The organism is Gordonia oryzae (genome assembly GCF_003797185.1).
In the GTDB taxonomy this organism is placed as follows: Bacteria; Actinomycetota; Actinomycetes; order Mycobacteriales; family Mycobacteriaceae; genus Gordonia; species Gordonia oryzae.
Genome location: NZ_RKMH01000012.1, coordinates 44,358 through 59,391 on the forward strand (window position 1 = coordinate 44,358; position 15,034 = coordinate 59,391).

At 66.4% G+C, this 15,034-nt stretch carries 11 protein-coding genes; 1 reads left to right on the top strand and 10 read right to left on the bottom strand.

What is annotated here, in order from left to right; translation table 11 throughout:
• Nucleotides 1-124: 124 nt before the first annotated feature.
• The 10 genes from rpmA to mobA all read right to left on the bottom strand — a co-directional run bounded on the left by rpmA (nucleotide 125) and on the right by mobA (nucleotide 12,594).
• The gene (rpmA, locus tag EF294_RS15880; protein WP_123931816.1) at nucleotides 125-388 is read right to left on the bottom strand and encodes a 50S ribosomal protein L27; all 264 of its coding nucleotides are present in this window, start codon (nucleotides 386-388) and stop codon (nucleotides 125-127) included.
• Between the two features lie 34 nt (nucleotides 389-422).
• On the bottom strand, nucleotides 423-734 hold the full coding sequence (gene rplU / locus EF294_RS15885; protein WP_123931818.1) for a 50S ribosomal protein L21: 312 nt from the start codon (nucleotides 732-734) through the stop codon (nucleotides 423-425).
• 303 nt (nucleotides 735-1,037) lie between these two features.
• Nucleotides 1,038-4,547: a translation initiation factor IF-2 N-terminal domain-containing protein gene (locus EF294_RS15890; RefSeq protein WP_123931820.1), complete on the bottom strand. Its 3,510-nt coding sequence runs from the start codon at nucleotides 4,545-4,547 to the stop codon at nucleotides 1,038-1,040.
• Between the two features lie 420 nt (nucleotides 4,548-4,967).
• Nucleotides 4,968-5,384, bottom strand: coding sequence for a nucleoside-diphosphate kinase (ndk, locus tag EF294_RS15895; RefSeq protein WP_123931823.1), 417 nt, complete (start codon nucleotides 5,382-5,384; stop codon nucleotides 4,968-4,970).
• Nucleotides 5,385-5,416: 32 nt separating this feature from the next.
• Nucleotides 5,417-5,905, bottom strand: a complete 489-nt coding sequence (locus tag EF294_RS15900) for a hypothetical protein (protein WP_123931825.1) — start codon at nucleotides 5,903-5,905, stop codon at nucleotides 5,417-5,419.
• A gap of 299 nt (nucleotides 5,906-6,204) precedes the next feature.
• The gene (locus EF294_RS15905) at nucleotides 6,205-7,095 is read right to left on the bottom strand and encodes an undecaprenyl-diphosphate phosphatase (RefSeq protein WP_123931827.1); all 891 of its coding nucleotides are present in this window, start codon (nucleotides 7,093-7,095) and stop codon (nucleotides 6,205-6,207) included.
• A 123-nt stretch (nucleotides 7,096-7,218) separates the two neighbouring features.
• Nucleotides 7,219-7,620 (bottom strand): DUF4233 domain-containing protein, encoded by a 402-nt coding sequence (locus tag EF294_RS15910; RefSeq protein ID WP_123931829.1) that lies wholly within the window; start codon nucleotides 7,618-7,620, stop codon nucleotides 7,219-7,221.
• Entirely contained in the window at nucleotides 7,617-9,083 is a 1,467-nt protein-coding gene (gene folC, locus EF294_RS15915; RefSeq protein ID WP_246007906.1) for a bifunctional tetrahydrofolate synthase/dihydrofolate synthase, read from the bottom strand. The genes EF294_RS15910 and folC overlap by 4 nt, the downstream gene beginning before the upstream one ends.
• 167 nt (nucleotides 9,084-9,250) lie before the next feature.
• Entirely contained in the window at nucleotides 9,251-11,896 is a 2,646-nt protein-coding gene (locus EF294_RS15920) for a valine--tRNA ligase (protein WP_123931833.1), read from the bottom strand.
• Between the two features lie 68 nt (nucleotides 11,897-11,964).
• A complete protein-coding gene (gene mobA, locus EF294_RS15925) occupies nucleotides 11,965-12,594 on the bottom strand; it encodes a molybdenum cofactor guanylyltransferase (protein ID WP_123931835.1) in 630 nt (209 codons plus the stop codon).
• Between the two features lie 48 nt (nucleotides 12,595-12,642).
• Here mobA and EF294_RS15930 point away from each other — a divergent pair, with 48 nt between their 5' ends.
• Entirely contained in the window at nucleotides 12,643-14,958 is a 2,316-nt protein-coding gene (locus tag EF294_RS15930) for an FdhF/YdeP family oxidoreductase (protein WP_123931837.1), read from the top strand.
• The last annotated feature ends 76 nt before the right edge of the window (nucleotides 14,959-15,034 follow it).

Here is a 15,034-nt window from a genome sequence, read left to right on the forward strand (position 1 = left end):
GGGTCGACGCCCGGTGACAAACAACGGTGACAAACAACGGTGACAAACAACAAGGGCGGGCCGGTGCGTGATGCCCCTGCCCGCCCTGTCGAAGAGCTCTGGTGGTTCTCGTGAACCGCTCGGGTCAGGCCTGAGCGGCCTCCGGAACGATGTTCACGGTCTTGCGGCCACGCTTGGTGCCGAACTCGACCGCACCCGACGCGAGCGCGAACAGGGTGTCGTCGCCACCACGGCCGACATTGACGCCGGGGTGGAACTTGGTGCCGCGCTGACGGATCAGGATCTCGCCGGCGCTGACCTGCTGGCCGCCAAAGCGCTTGACGCCGAGCCGCTGGGCGTTGGAATCGCGACCGTTGCGCGAGCTGGACGCGCCCTTCTTGTGTGCCATGTGTCAGTCCTCCTGGGTAACGCTGAGACGAGAATTACTTGATACCGGTGACCTTGAGGACCGTCAGCTTCTGACGGTGACCCTGGCGCTTGTGGTAGCCGGTCTTGTTCTTGAACTTGTGGATACGGATCTTCGGACCCTTGACATGCTCGACGATCTCACCGGTGACCGACATCGTCGCGAGCTTGTCGGCATCGGTGGTGAGCTCGGAGCCGTCGACGACCAGCGCCACCGGCAGACTCACGGTGGTGCCCGGCTCGCTGTCGATCTTCTCGACCTTCACAATGTCGCCCTGGGCGACCTTGTACTGCTTACCGCCGGTCTTGACGATCGCGTACGTTGCCATCGAAGCTGTCCTCTTGTTCATCATCTCGGGCCGTGTGACACATGTGTGCGTCCACGGGTGTGTGGGTGTGCGCATCTCCGACGTGGGCCGTGCGAAACCCAGCGGCTACACCGGGATTGCATCAGATCACTCCGAAGGGCCTGCCGCGAAGGGAATTCCCGGCCGATAACACCCTTCGGGATGGTGATCCGTTTGGGAATCGGCACAGCTTGAACCCTCCGCCAGAGGCGACCAATCAAGGTTACGGGAGCCAGTCCGGTCAGGTCAAACCCGCCGCACCGGTTCCGGCAACCGCCGCCGCGCCTACTCCTCGGCGGGCGGACCGGCCGGACGACCCGCGGCCCGACGCCGCGGCCGCTGCCGGACCGCAACAGCGGTCTCGGCCGTCTCGGTGGTCGGGCCGAATGTGGTCAGGGGCTTGGCCGGGGGCTGCACCGAGGCATCTCCGACGACGAGCGGCGGCACCTCCGACGTCGTCGTCGGCGATGCGGCACGACGTGCCGCTCGTCGCCTGCCCCGACGGGCCGGGCCGGCTTTCGCCCCAGTGTCCGGTTCAGCGCTCACCGTGACCTCACCGTTGGTCGATCCGCGCCCGGCGGCGTCGGTCGACGGTACGGCGTCGGCGGCATCGACGGTGTCGGCGGCACTCTCGGCCGCGGTGTCGGTTCCCTCCGGAGCCGCGACCTCGGGCTGCTCCAGTTCCGGTGTGTCGTTCCTCTCCGGAGCATTCCGCGGTCGTTGTCGAGAGGTCGTCGCGGACTCGTGACCGTCATGATCCTCGTGGACCAGACCGTCATGGTCCTCGTCGCCGTCGTGAGCATGCGCCGCCATCGCCCGGAACATCGGGTGTTCGGCCGGATTGTGGGCGGGTTTGTGTTGCTCGGCGGGCTGCTCGGCCTTGCGTTTGCCGCGACGCGACTTCTTCGACCCGGTGTCGGCACGCCCCGCGTCGTCGGTCCGGACCTCCACCGGCGCGGAATGAACGATCACACCGCGGCCACCGCAAGCGGTGCAGGTGGTCGAAAACGCTTCCAGCAGACCGGTTCCCAGTCGTTTGCGAGTCATCTGCACCAGCCCGAGCGAGGTCACCTCAGACACCTGGTGGCGGGTGCGATCACGGGCCAGGGCCTCGGTGAGACGTCGCAACACCAAATCTCGGTTGGATTCGAGGACCATGTCGATGAAGTCGACGATGATCATGCCGCCGATGTCACGCAGCCGCATCTGCCGGACGATCTCCTCGGCCGCCTCGAGGTTGTTACGGGTGACCGTCTCCTCGAGGTTGCCGCCGGCGCCGGTGAACTTGCCGGTGTTGACGTCGATGACCGTCATGGCCTCGGTGTGCTCGATGATCAGCGTGCCACCCGAGGGCAGCCAGACCTTGCGGTCGAGCGCCTTGGCGAGTTGCTCGTCGATCCGGTACACCACGAAGGAGTCCGGCGCGTCAGCGTGGGAACGCTCGAACTTCTCGACCCGCTCGATCAGGTCGTGAGCGACCGAGCTGACGTAGCCCTCCACGAGGTTCCACGCCTTGTCACCCTCGATAACGAGCTTGCGGAAGTCCTCGTTGAACAAATCACGGACGACCCGCACCAAGAGGTCGGGCTCTTCGTACAGTGCCCTCGGATTCTGCGAGCCGCTGCCCTTCTTGCCCTCGGACTTGGCGTCGGAGACCGCGGACTCGATCGCCTTCCACTTGGACTCGAGACGTTCGATGTCGGCGGCAAGCTCGTCGGCGCTGACCCCCTCCGATGCGGTGCGGATGATCACGCCGGCGTCGTCGGGGACCAGTTTGGCGAGGATCTGCTTGAGACGCTTGCGCTCGATGTCGGGCAGCTTGCGGCTGATGCCGGTCGACGAACCGCCCGGCACGTACACCAGATAGCGCCCGGCCAGCGAGATCTGCGTCGTCAGCCGAGCACCCTTGTGACCCACCGGGTCTTTACTGACCTGCACGACCACGTTGTCACCGGGTGCCAGTGCCTGCTCGATCTTGCGGGACCCGCCGTCGAGGCCCGCGGCATCCCAGTTGACCTCACCGGCGTAGAGAACACCGTTACGTCCTCGTCCGATGTCGACGAACGCGGCCTCCATGCCGGGGAGCACATTCTGTACGCGCCCGAGATAGATGTTGCCGACCATCGACGACGACGTCTCGGTGGTGACGAAATGTTCGACGAGGACGCCGTCCTCGAGAACCGCGACCTGCGTATAGTCCTCGATCGCCGCAGGGTCGGCGTAATCGGTGGTGTGCAGCGAACTGTTGGCGCTGCGTTCACGCACCACCATGACCCGCTCGACAGCCTCGCGGCGGGCGAGGAACTCCGCCTCACTCAGGATCGGTGGCCTACGGCGCCCGGCGTCGCGGCCGTCCCGACGACGCTGCCGCTTGGCCTCAAGGCGCGTCGACCCGGAGATGCCCTGCACCTCGTCGCGGACCCGCTTGCTGCGCGGCTCACGCTCGTGCACCACGGTGTTGGGCGGATCATCGGATGCCACATCTTCGATCTCGCCGCCGCCCTTGCGCCGACGCCGGCGACGGCGCCGCTTGGAGCTCGGCATCGTGGAGTCGTCACCATCATCCGATTCGTCGTCGGTGTCGGTGTCGGCCGCCGTGACATCGTCGGCAGGGTGCTTGTCGTCACTTCTGCCCGTGGCATTGTCGGCTCCGCCTCGGTCAGGCGCGGGTCCGCCGCCTGCAAATCCGTCGGCTTTCGATCCGTCGGGGTTCGATCCGTCGGGGTTCGATCCGTGGGCGTTCGATCCGTCGGCCTTGGTGACGTCCTTCTTTCCGGACTTCTTCGCCGACTTCTTGCCGGATACCGACTGCTGCTTGTCGACCGAGGATGAGCTGGTCACTCCGGAGCCTGCGGGCGAATCGGCGGAGTCGCCCTCACTCGACGACAGATTGATGGAATCTGAGTCGTCGCCCTGCGATCCGGAGTCCTCCGGCGAGTCAGTACGGTCGGCCTGATCGCCCCGACCGCGACCGCGACCGCGTCGTCCACGCCGGCGCCTGCGGTTCCGTCCGCCTTCATCCGACGAATCGTCCTCGGCGCCGTCGTCGGCCTGATCATCGGTATCGGCGGCGGTTTCTGCCCGAGTGAGCGATTCCGTCGTCGGCTCGGCCTTCGTAGAGTCTGCGCTCGGAGTGCGTGTCGATCGGGACGGCGTGGGAGTCGAGGTGTCCGGCTGCAGGAACAGCGGACCCGCCGCGATTTCACCGGTCGACTGGACGGGCGCATGACTGCCGATGTCGGCCGCGGAGAACAACATCGGCACGTCCGACTGCGGACGAGCTGCTGTGGCGGACGCTGCGGTGTCGGACGCTGCGGTGTCATCGGCCGGCGATTGGGATGTCGCCGCCTCACCTGCCGGAGACTCTCCGGGCGCCTCTGCGGCCGGTGTTTCCCCGCCGGAGGCTCCCGACGCCTCGGGGTTGGTGACATCGGTGTCGGTGACATCGGGGCCGGCGACAGAGGCCACCGGCTCCGCCTGCCGGGTCTCGACCTGGGTTGCCTCGGCCTGGGTTGCCTCGGCCTGGGTTGCCTCGGCCGGCGGTGTGGCCGCATCGGTCCCGTCGGCGGACCCATCGGTCGCACGCACGCGTTGCGCGACAGCCTGAGCCATCTCCGGTTCAACGCTCGATTGTGGGCTGCGGGTATGCCAGCCCAACTCGGCGAGATGCGCGAGCACTTCGCGGCTGGTCAGCCCGAGCACTCGGGCGAGTGCGTGCACACGGAGCTTGCTGGGGAATTCTTCCACCGGATCCGACGCTGCGTTCGCGTCAGCCGGTGACCCGTTGTCGGTCACTCGTGTCTCCTCGAACCCCCGGGCGCGTCCATCGGACGCGGCCACGCGAGGGCCTCTGCTGTGTGTCCCGGCCGGCGGCCGGTGTTGTGTGGTCTGCGCGCCCCCTTGGCTCGATCGGAGCTGCGGGGCGCTCTTGCTGGGTCGATGGGTTACGGCGGTCCACCCTCCACGCCATCACGAAGGCTGTGGCCTGCCGGCGGTTCGCCGTCGGCGACCCACCGCGATGGGGAGGGTGAGTGGGCCGGCCCTCACCGCCCCGGCCATCTCGACCGGGACTTTCATGCTGGTCCAACCCATTTCCGAACGTCATCGGTGTTGCCACGGACAAAGTGTGTCCGTGATAACCCCACAAGTATCCCACACCACGGGGCGACGCCGGCACTCATGGGCTGCTCGCGTCGACCCGGGATGTTGCGAGGGTCAGGAGTCGAGGTCGGGGAACCAGATCGCGATCTCCCGCTCAGCCGAATCGGGAGAGTCTGAGCCGTGGACGAGATTGTTCTGGGTGCTCAGTGCGAAATCCCCGCGGATGGTCCCTGGTACCGCCTTCTCGACGGGGTCGGTACCACCGGCGATCTGCCGCCATGCTGCGACCGCACGCGGTCCCTCGACGACGGCGGCAACGAGCGGCGCCGAAGTGATGAACTCCAGCAGTGCCGGAAAGAAGGGCTTGCCCTCGTGTTCGGCGTAGTGCCGACGGGCCAGCTCATCGTCGACTGTCTTCAGTTCCAGCGCCACGAGGGCCAGGCCCTTGCGCTCGATGCGGGCGAGGATGTCACCCACCAGGGCGCGGGCAACACCGTCGGGCTTGATCAGTACCAGTGTCCGTTCAGTCACGAGCACACCTTATCGGCGCGACGGTCGCACTCCTACGGGCAGTACTGCCCCGACACGGCGTAGAAGCCGTAATTGAACAACCCGCTGGAGGTGGACCGCGGATCGACGATCACCTGCACGCATCCCTTTGGGTCTGCCAGCGCACCCTTGACGGCCAGATCGAGATTCTCGGCCAGCGCCGTGTTCGCCGGACGATACGGCTCCGGAACCGGCAGAGCGGCGATCGCTTCAGCGGTGTTTATCGACGCCATCCGCGTGGTGAGGTCGTGGGTGGCGAGGTAACCGAAGGAACCGGTGGGCACTGGCATCGGCGGACCGGCCTCGGGGACATCGACTACGCGAAGTACCTGCGAATCGGGAGCGGGCTGGGTCGGTGTGGGTGCAGCGGACGACGGAGCCGCTGTGGTCATCACTGCCGCACCGGCTGCCGCCACCGCCAGCAGTGCTAGGGCACCGTGTCCGGCGACCGACCGGGCCCGGGTCTCGTTGGTGGTGCAGTGGCAGGCGCGGTCGATGATCACGCGGCTCCTTCTGGTTCGGGGTTATGGTGCGTCGGCGGTTCTGGTGCGGAGCGGTTGCGGTGCAGCGGAAACGAGGTGCCGCCGCCGGATGCAGGTCGGCCGGAGCCGTCGAAGACATCGCCGAACACTCAACAGGTGTCGACCCCACAGGATCTGGTGGTGAGTGATCGATTGGGCAATCGCAGGCCTCGTCGCGACTTCGCGCAATTCTGCAAGAGGTGTGAGCACGAGAACACCCCATCGAGGTCACGATTGGGCACCGATCGTCGGCCGAACGGACAACACGCGCGAGGGCGCGGTCAGGCGAAGTGAACGATGCTGATCGCGCCGGCCAGCACGCAATAGATCACGAATGGGTACAGCGTGCGCGTGTGGAACCAGCGTGCGAGAAAGGCCACGGCCGCGAGTGCCGCGACGAATGCGCAGAGCGAACCCACCAGGACCTGCCCGCCGATGCCGTGCCCCTCGGGCCCGAACAGCTCGGGGATCTTCAGCAGGCCCGCGGCCAAGATGACGGGGGTTGCCAGCAGGAACGCGAACTTCGCCGCGTCCTCGTGCACCAGGCGACGCAGGAGGCCCGCGGAGATCGTCACGCCGGATCGGGAGATGCCGGGGAGCAAGGCCAGAATCTGGCACGCGCCGATGCCGACGGCCTCCCACATCGTCAGCGATGTCATCGCCCGATTGTTGCCGCCGGAGGGTTGCGCTGCGTGTTGTCCGGCGGCTGCGCGACGCCGCAGCAGTTCGGCCGTCAATAGCACGAGACCGTTGAGGAGCAAAAAGACCGACGCGGCGAGCGGGGTGGCGAACACCACCCGCAGCGGTTTCTCGGCGATCAGACCTACGATCCCCACCGGGATTGTGGCGAGGATGATCAGCCACGCCAGGCGGGCGTCGTCACCCTCGATGGAACGGTGCCGCAGCGACGAGAGGAAGCCACCGACGATTCGGACCCAGTCGCGCCAATAGAACAAAACCAGCGCCACGGCGGTCGCGACGTGCAGCGCCACGACGAATGCCAGGAACGGAGTGTGCCCGGCACTGTCGGATTCGGTGACCAACCTTTCCCAGTCACCCCCGAGCCATGCAGGCACCAGGATCGAATGCCCCAGGCTCGACACCGGGAACAATTCGGTCACACCTTGCAACAGGCCCATCACAACGGCCTGGGTATAGGTCAAATCGCTCACCGTTGGCTTGTCCTCTCGTGATCTCGACGCGCCAACAGTACCCAATCGCGGGCGACGAGAAACATTGCGCCACAGATCATTACCGACATTCCCGGCAGATCGGCCAGGGCGACGCAGCGGCCGTCACGAGTCGATGGGCTCCTGACCGGCCAACCGGCCCTCGCCCATACGTCGGGCGACATCGGCACGGACATAGCGGATGTAGAGCCACACGAACAGGAACAAGAGCCCGACGATGGCGATCGACCAATGGAATACCCCACCGATGATCACCAGGATCTGCAGGCCGATGTCGAGCTCGAGAGCCCTCCGACGCCCCTGCATCCCGCAGGCGAGCACCATCGACAGTGTGACGACGCCGAGATAGATCCCGGAGACCCAGGTCAACCCGGGTCCGATCTTCGCGACGATCGGGAAAGTGAGGAGCATGACGATGACCTCGAGGACCAGCGTGCCCGCCATCACGCCACGCAGACCGCGCCACGGGTCGGTGGCAGGTGCGGTGAAGCCGGGATGCTCAGTCATGCGGGCTCCTTGCCGAAAAGGGTTCGCCCAGCGCCTGCGGTGACCACTGAACCGGTGATGATCACACCCGCCCCGGACACCGGCTCGCCGTCGGATTCCTCGGCCAGCGCGATGGCCGCGGCCACCGCGTCGGGCAGAAATGGCTCGACGGTGACGCGGTCCTCGCCGTACACCTCGCGGGCGATCTCGGCCAGATCCTCGGCGTCGAGCGCCCGCGGTGAGCCGTTGTTGGCGACGACGACGTGATCGAGAACGGGTTCGAGCGCGGCCAGTACCCCCTCGGCGTCCTTGTCCCCGAGCACACCCACGACCCCGACGAGCCGCCGGAAATCGAATTCGTCGGTCAGCGCGCGCGCGAGTGCCTGGGCGCCGTGTGGATTGTGCGCGGCGTCGACGAACACACTCGGCGCGCTGCGCACCCGCTCAAGCCGTCCTGGGCTGCTGACCGCGGCGAAACCCGCACGGACGGCATCGATGTCGAGTTGCCGATCGGGCCCGGCACCGAAGAACGCCTCGACCGCCGCGAGCGCGAGGGCGGCGTTGGCGGCCTGATGCTCGCCGTGCAGCGGCAAGAAGATTTCTTCGTAGACACCGCCGAGCCCCTGGATGCGCAGCATCTGCCCGCCGACGGCGGTGACCGCGTCGAGCACTGCGAACTCGGAGTTCTGCCGGGCCACGATCGTGCCCTTGTCCACACTCTCGCACAGCAGCACCTCCATCACCTCCGGCGGCTGGGGGGCGATGACGGTGACCGGATCGGTCACGACGAGATCGTCCTTGGCGCGCTTGATGATCCCGGCCTTCTCCCCCGCGATCGCCGCCAGCGAGTCGCCGAGGTAATCGGCGTGATCCATCGCGATCGGGGTGATCACCGCGACCGCACCGTCGACGACGTTGGTCGCATCCCAGCGGCCACCCATCCCGGTCTCGACGACGGCCACATCGATGGGAGCCTCGGCGAAGTAGGCGTAGGCGATCGCGGTGAGCACTTCGAACTTACTCATCCGGGGACCCTCGGCGGCGGTCGACGAGTCGTCGACCATGGTGATGTACGGCTCGAGATCGCGGTAGGTGTCGATGTAGGCGCGCGCCGAGATGGGTTGTCCGTCAACGGCGATCCGCTCGGTCACTCGCTGCAGATGCGGGCTGGTGATGCGTCCTGTGCGCCGGTGCAACGCGACGAGCAGCGCGTCGATCATCCGGGTCACCGACGTCTTGCCGTTGGTCCCGGCGACGTGGATCGCCGGGTAGGCGTGCTGCGGCGAGCCGAGCAGATCCATCAACGCCGCGATGCGCGTCAGCGAGGGCTCGATCTTCGTCTCGGGCCAGCGCATATCGAGGTCGGCCTCCACCTCGGCGAGCTCGGCGAGATCGGCCGCACTGTCCCCTACCGTCAGTGGAGCACGATCCCGGACGTCGGCGGACGTTTCCTCGTCGTCGGTCAGCAGCGAGGCGAGGTCCATCCGGTCGGGAGAGACGTCGTCGGGTCCGAGGTCGTCGGGTAATGGGTCGTCGGGCTCGATGTCACCCGCGTCCTCCCACCCGGCGAAGTCGGCGGCGGTGAAGATCGGTTCGTCGTCGGAGCCCTCGGCCGCATCGTCGCGGTCGGGGTCGGACCCGTGTGGGCCGGTCACGATCCGCCCAGCGAAGCCAGCTTGGCGGTGAGTCGTTGCACCTCGTCACCGGCGATCTGTTGGCGCGCGCGGATCTTCTCCACCACGGCCTCCGGTGCCTTCGAGAGGAACTGCTCGTTACCCAGTTTCGCGGTGGTCTGGGCCAGTTCCTTCTCCGCAGCGGCGAGATCCTTGCTGGCCCGCTTGCGCTCGGCCTCCACGTCTACGGTCCCGGAGGTGTCGATCTCGACCCCGACCGTTGCCGCGCTCAGTCGCACCTCGAGGACGGCGGTCGCGGTGAACTCGGTTCCCGGCGCTTCCACCCGGGCCAGCGCCGCCACGTACCCGGTGAGTCCGGCCAGTCCGGCGTCATCGAGGTGAGTGAACCGCACCGGCACCTTCTGCCCCGGTTTGAGCCCCTGATCGCTTCGGAAGCGTCGGACCTCGGTGATCAGCTTCTGTAGATCCTCCACCGCGGTCGCCGCCTCGGTGTCGGTCGGTCGGCTCGAGGCCGTAGGCCAAGGCGCGATCACCAGCGACTCGCCGCCGGTCAACGACGTCCACAGGACCTCGGTGACGAACGGCATCACCGGTGAGAGTGCGCGCAACAACGGGTCGAGCACCGCACCGAGAACCAGCCGCGTTGTCTGCGAACGCTTTTCGTCGATCTCCGCGAACTGCACCTTGGCCAGTTCCAGATACCAGTCACAAAACTCGTCCCAGGCGAAGCGATAGAGCGCCTCACATACCTTGGAGAACTCGTATGACTCGAAGCCCGCATCGACCTCGGCGAGCACTTCGTCCAGGCGCGACAGGATCCACCGGTCGGCGATCGTGAGATCCGCAGGGGCGGGCCGCTCGCCCAGCTCGGCCCCGTTCATCAGTGCGAACTTGGTGGCGTTGAACAGCTTGGTCGCGAAGTTGCGCGAGGACTGCGCGTGGTCTTCGCCGACGGAGATGTCGCTGCCCGGATTCGCCCCGCGCGCCAGCGTGAAACGCAACGCATCGGCGCCGAACCTCTCGACCCAGTCCAGCGGATCGATCCCGTTGCCCTTGGACTTGCTCATCTTGCGGCCGTGCTCATCACGCACCAGGCCGTGCAGGAACAGATTCTGGAACGGCACGCGGCGGCCCGGCCCGAGGTCGCTACCCACATAGGTGCCGAACATCATCATCCGCGCCACCCAGAAGAAAAGGATGTCGTAACCGGTGACGAGAACCGAAGTGGGATAGAACTTCTCGAGGTCGGCGGTCTGCTCGGGCCAGCCCAAAGTGGAGAACGGCCACAGACCCGAGGAGAACCAGGTGTCGAGGACGTCGGTCTCCTGAGTGAACCCGGTGGGCGGCGCGTCGTCGGGTCCGAGGCACACCACCTCACCATCGGGTCCGTACCAGATCGGAATCCGGTGGCCCCACCACAGCTGACGCGAGATGCACCAGTCGTGCATATTGTCGACCCATCCGAACCAGCGCGGCTCCATCGACGACGGGTGAATCACCGTCGACCCGTCCCGGACGGCATCACCGGCGGTCTTGGCCAGCGGGGCGACCTTCACCCACCACTGCATCGACAAGCGCGGCTCGATCGGCTCACCGGTGCGCTCAGAGTGTCCGACGCTGTGTAGGTAGGGCCGGATCTCCTTGACGATGCGGCCCTGCTCGGCAAGTGCCTCGCGCACCTTGACCCGCGCCTCGAAGCGGTCCATGCCGTCGAATGGTGTTCCGGTGCCGAAGATCCGGGCTTCCTCGTCGAGGATGGTCGGCATCGGGAGATCGTGGCGCCGGCCGATCGCGAAGTCGTTGGGGTCGTGGGCCGGGGTGATCTTGACCGCACCACTGCCGAATTCCGGGTCAACGTAGTCGTCGGCGATCACCGGGATCGTGCGCTCGACGAACGGGTGGGCAAGTTCGGTCCCGATCAGGTGCGCATAGCGTTCGTCGTCGGGGTGCACCGCGATCGCGGTGTCGCCGAGCATCGTCTCCAGGCGAGTGGTGGCCACCACGATGTGCGGCTCGGCGTCGTCGAGCGAGCCATAGCGGAAGCTGACCAGTTCACCCTCGACGTCGGCGTGGCTGACCTCGATGTCGCTGACCGCGGTCTTGAGGACCGGCGACCAGTTCACCAGACGTTCGGCCTGGTAGATGAGTCCGTCGTCGTACATCTTCTTGAACATTGTCTGCACCGCGCGGGACAGTCCGTCGTCCATCGTGAAGCGCTCACGGCTCCAGTCGACGCTGTCGCCGAGACGGCGCATCTGCTTACCGATGTTGCCGCCGATCGCGGCCTTCTCGGCCCATACCCGTTCGATGAACGCGTCACGTCCGAGGTCGTCGCGGGTCAGACCCTCATCGGCAAGTTTGCGCTCGACCATGGTCTGCATGGCGATCGCCGCGTGGTCCATTCCGGGCAGCCAGAGCACCTCGTAGCCCTGCATCCGACGGCGCCGCGCGAGCGCATCCATCAGGACGTGCTCGTATGCATGCCCCATGTGCAGGGAGCCGTTGACATTGGGCGGCGGGATGACGATCGAGAACGGCGGCCTCTCGCCGGCCTCGTCCGCAGTGAAATAGCCTGCGTCCACCCATCGCTGGTACAGCGCTGCCTCGTGTTCGGCGGGGTCCCAGGACTTCGGCAGCTCGCGGGAGGAATCGGGTGTGGTCACGCCCCAATCTTAGGGAACGCTGCCAACGCTCCCGCGCCCCCTGCCCGCCGCGGCGCACCGCGGGGCCGCTATGGCGCGAGTGCGCGCAGGCGGTGCAGGTCCTCGGGGGCGTTGACATTGATCAGCCATGACGGGTCACTCACCGTGATCCGTCGGGTCACCAGAGCATCGAGCGCTGCGGTCATCCGTCGCTCGCCGGACTCGACCAGCGCGGCCACCGTGTCCGCGGCGCCCACCCGGTAGATGGCCGCCATGGGGTGGTCACGGTCAGCATCGTGGGCGACGACGGCCTCGGTCGATTTGGTCATGGCCGCTGACAGTTCGGCGACCAGTCCTGGTGCGATCATCGGCATGTCGGTGGCGCACACGAACGCCATCTCGGCGCCGTGTTCACCGGTGGTCGCCAGCCCTGCCGCCAGACCGCCGAGAGGTCCTGCCCCCTGCTGCTCACCGGTGACCCATCGGGCCCGCGGACCACCCGTGCCATGCAGTTCCTGATACGCCGGGGAACCGGTGGGAGCGGCAACGAATACCCCGCAGTCGCAACAGCCGTTGAGGACCTCGACGATACCTGCCAGCATCGGCTGTCCTTGCCACTCCATCGCAGCCTTGTTTCGTCCCATTCGCCGGGAGCGTCCGCCGGCGAGAACGAGCGCGGCAAGACCTACGGTCGAGGTGTCAGGGGTATCAGCAGTCATCACACCAGTGTGGTCGAAATCTCGTTCCCGATAGGCGAAGATGGCCAGATGAGCCGCAGCAAACCGACGTCCGTAGAAGAACCCACCACCACACAGGTCGGTGAGATCAAGACCTACGCAGCCGGGGTGCCGGCGGTGCGGGTGGCGTTGGAGCGCGGGGTGCACGAGATGGGCGCCGTTCGTACCGCAAGGACCCTGGCCAAACTCAATCAGCGCAACGGATTCGATTGCCCGGGCTGCGCGTGGCCGGAAACGCCCGGTCATCGCAAACACGCGGAGTTCTGCGAGAACGGAGCCAAGGCGGTCGCCGAGGAGGCGACCCGCCGCGTCGTGACCCCCGAATTCTTCGCCGTACATTCCGTCGAGGACCTGCGTACCCGGTCGGGATATTGGCTGTCACAGCAGGGGCGATTGACGCACCCGATGTACCTCGCTGCCGGCGACTCCCACTACCGCCCGGTGCGATGGGATCAGGCACACCGGATCATCGCCGACGAACTACACGCGATGGAGCACCCGGATCAGGCGGTGTTCTACACGTCGGGTCGCACCAGCAATGAGGCTGCATTCGTGTACCAATTGTTCGCCCGGAGCCTGGGAACGAACAACATGCCCGACTGCTCGAACATGTGTCACGAGTCGTCGGGTACGGCGCTGACCGAGTCGATCGGCATCGGCAAGGGCTCGGTCTCGGTGCCCGATCTCGAGACTGCCGACCTCATCATCATCGCCGGCCAGAATCCGGGCACGAATCATCCGCGGATGCTCTCGACGCTGGAGAAGGCGACCCGCAACGGGGCGCATATCGTCGCGATCAACCCGCTGCCGGAGGCGGGACTGATGCGGTTCAAGGATCCGCAAAAACCCAGCGGCGTGGTCGGCGAGGGCACCCGGCTCGCCAACGATTTTCTGCAAATCCGGATCGGCGGCGATATGGCGTTGTTCCGCGGCATCTGCCGCCTCCTGCTGGAGGCCGAGAAAGCGCATCCCGGAACTGTTTTCGACCACCAGTTCCTCCGCGACCACTGTGCCGGCCTCGACGAGTATCTCGCATTGCTCGCCGATGTCGAACTCGACGAGATCATCGAGGCCACCGGACTCGATGACGCCCAGATCCGGGCCCTCGCCGAGCGGGTTGCGACTTCCGAGCGCATCATTCTCTGCTGGGCAATGGGCCTGACCCAGCAGGAGCACGGAGTCGCCACGATCGCCGAGGGCGTGAACATGTTGCTGCTGCGCGGGATGATCGGCAAGCCCGGCGCCGGTGTCTGCCCTGTCCGTGGTCACTCGAACGTGCAGGGTGATCGCACCATGGGCATCTACGAAAAGATGCCCGAAGCGTTCCTCGCGTCCCTCGACACCGAGTTCGGCATCACCAGCCCGCGGGCCCACGGGTATGACACCGTTGGCGCCATCAACGCCATGCGGCGGGGCGAGGTCAGAGTGTTCATGGCGATGGGCGGCAACTTTGTCTCGGCCGCACCTGACACCAGGCTCACCGAGGCAGGGATGGCGCGATGCGCGCTGACGGTCCAGGTGAGCACCAAACTCAACGAGTCCCATGTGGCCACCGGCAGGTCGGCGTTGATCCTGCCGACCCTCGGCAGGACAGACAAGGATGTCATCGACGGTGTGGCACAACAGGTGTCGGTCGAGGACTCGATGTCGGTGGTCCATTTGTCACGCGGCTCACTGACCCCGGCGTCGGATCTCCTGCGCAGTGAGGTAGCCATCGTCTGCGATCTTGCCCAGGCCACTCTCGGCCCCGACCATCCAGTCGCCTGGCAGTCACTCAAGCGCGACTACCGGGTGATCCGCGAGCACATCTCGCGCGTCATCCCTGGTTTCGAGGACTTCAACACACGCGTTCGGGCCGCTGACGGTTTCGTCCTGCCGCATCCGCCGCGGGACGACCGCCGGTTCGAGACCTCCACCGGGCGAGCGAACTTCGCCGCCCACCCGTTGAGATCGGTACCCGTACCCGCCGGACGTCTGGTCCTGCAGACACTCCGCAGCCACGATCAGTACAACACCACGGTGTACGGCCACGACGACCGATATCGCGGTATCAAGGGCAACCGGCGGGTGCTGATGCTGCACCCCGACGACATCACCGCGTTCGGCTTCATGCGCGGCGATCACGTCGACATCATCTCGGAGTACGAGGGTCCGGATGGGCTTGAGGAGCGCCAGGTGGACGACTTCGAGATCGTCGCCTACGACACACCGCGCGGCAATGCTGCGGCGTACTACCCGGAGACCAACCCACTCGTCGCTCTCGGGTCGGTCGCTCGCGACTCAAACACTCCGGTCTCCAAGGCGGTGATCATCCGACTCGTACCGCATCACGCGACAGCAAGCTGACTCGCTTCGGTCAGCGCGCACGACGACAACGCGGAACTCGATGAGGATCGAACTCCGCGTTCTCGTCGGCTACGGC

Bases quoted from the DNA above. Each gene is read 5' to 3' on its own strand.
- EF294_RS15930 (WP_123931837.1), top strand. From the start codon at position 12,643: ATGAGCCGCAGCAAACCGACGTCCGTAGAAGAACCCACCACCACACAG.
- folC (WP_246007906.1), bottom strand. From the start codon at position 9,083: ATGGACCTCGCCTCGCTGCTGACCGACGACGAGGAAACGTCCGCCGAC.
- EF294_RS15910 (WP_123931829.1), bottom strand. From the start codon at position 7,620: ATGACTGAGCATCCCGGCTTCACCGCACCTGCCACCGACCCGTGGCGC.
- rplU (WP_123931818.1), bottom strand. From the start codon at position 734: ATGGCAACGTACGCGATCGTCAAGACCGGCGGTAAGCAGTACAAGGTC.
- mobA (WP_123931835.1), bottom strand. From the start codon at position 12,594: ATGACTGCTGATACCCCTGACACCTCGACCGTAGGTCTTGCCGCGCTC.
- rpmA (WP_123931816.1), bottom strand. From the start codon at position 388: ATGGCACACAAGAAGGGCGCGTCCAGCTCGCGCAACGGTCGCGATTCC.